General features: G+C 64.9%; 1 protein-coding gene. It reads left to right on the top strand.

Annotated features, from left to right (window positions below):
* Window positions 1-86: 86 nt before the first annotated feature.
* Window positions 87-1,019 (top strand): IS481 family transposase, encoded by a 933-nt coding sequence (locus ACFOYU_RS15245; RefSeq protein ID WP_377034246.1) that lies wholly within the window; start codon window positions 87-89, stop codon window positions 1,017-1,019.
* The last annotated feature ends 12 nt before the right edge of the window (window positions 1,020-1,031 follow it).

The raw sequence follows: 1,031 nt of genomic DNA on the forward strand, positions 1-1,031 counted from the left end.
CTAGCTGTGAGATCTGAGGAGGTTGTTCATCCCGTCTGAGGGCCTGAAGGTGGTCGTTGCGACACGATTACCGATGGACCTGAGAGATGAACAACCCGCATCAGAATGCCCGCACGACCCGCTTGGGTCGAGCGGAAATGATCCGCCGCATCCTGGACGAAGGCCAGCCCCTTCGAGAGGTCGCGGCCGGCTTTGGCGTCAGCGAGCGCACCGCCCGCAAATGGCTGGCCCGCTTCAAGGCGGAAGGGCCCAGCGGGTTGGAGAACCGCTCCTCTTGCCCGCGAACCGTTGCCAATCGAACCGGTGAGTCCTGGATCGGTGTGATTGAGATGCTCCGGCGGGAGTACCGGCTCACCGCCGCGGAGATCGCCGGCAAACTGAACCTCGCCCGCTCCACTGTGGCGGCCTGGCTCACCCGGCGTGGCTTGGGTCGCCTGGCGGCCCTGGAGCCGAAGGAGCCACCGCGGCGCTATCAGCGCCAGCACCCTGGCGAACTGATCCATCTGGACATCAAGAAGCTGGCTCGCTTCGAGCGGATGGGCCACCGCATCACCGGGGATCGACGCAACCCGAGCACCGGCGCAGGGTACGATTGCTTCCATGTGGCCATCGATGACGCCACCCGGCTGGCCTATGTCGAGGTGCTGCCGGACGAGACCCGCCGTTCGACCACGGCCTTCCTGGTGCGGGCGCTGCGCTGGTTTCGAGAGCAAGGCATCCGGGTCGAGCGGGTGATGACGGACAATGGATCAGGTTATGTCGCGCGGCTGTTCCGCAAAGCCCTGCGGTTGCTCGGGATCCGGCACATCCGCACCCGTCCTTACACGCCCAAGACCAACGGCAAGGCGGAGCGCTTCATCCAGACGCTCCTGCGGGAATGGGCCTATGCAATCCCGTTCAGTTCATCAGAGGCTCGGGCTGCTGACCTGCCGCGGTGGCTGACCTGGTACAATCAGCAGCGCCCGCATGGTAGTCTCAGCCGACGAACACCGGCTCAGGCCCTCGCCGGAACAACCTGATCAGAACTCACA

Origin of the sequence: Microvirga sp. GCM10011540, assembly GCF_042650665.1 — a bacterium.
Classification (GTDB): Bacteria; Pseudomonadota; Alphaproteobacteria; order Rhizobiales; family Beijerinckiaceae; genus Microvirga; species Microvirga lenta.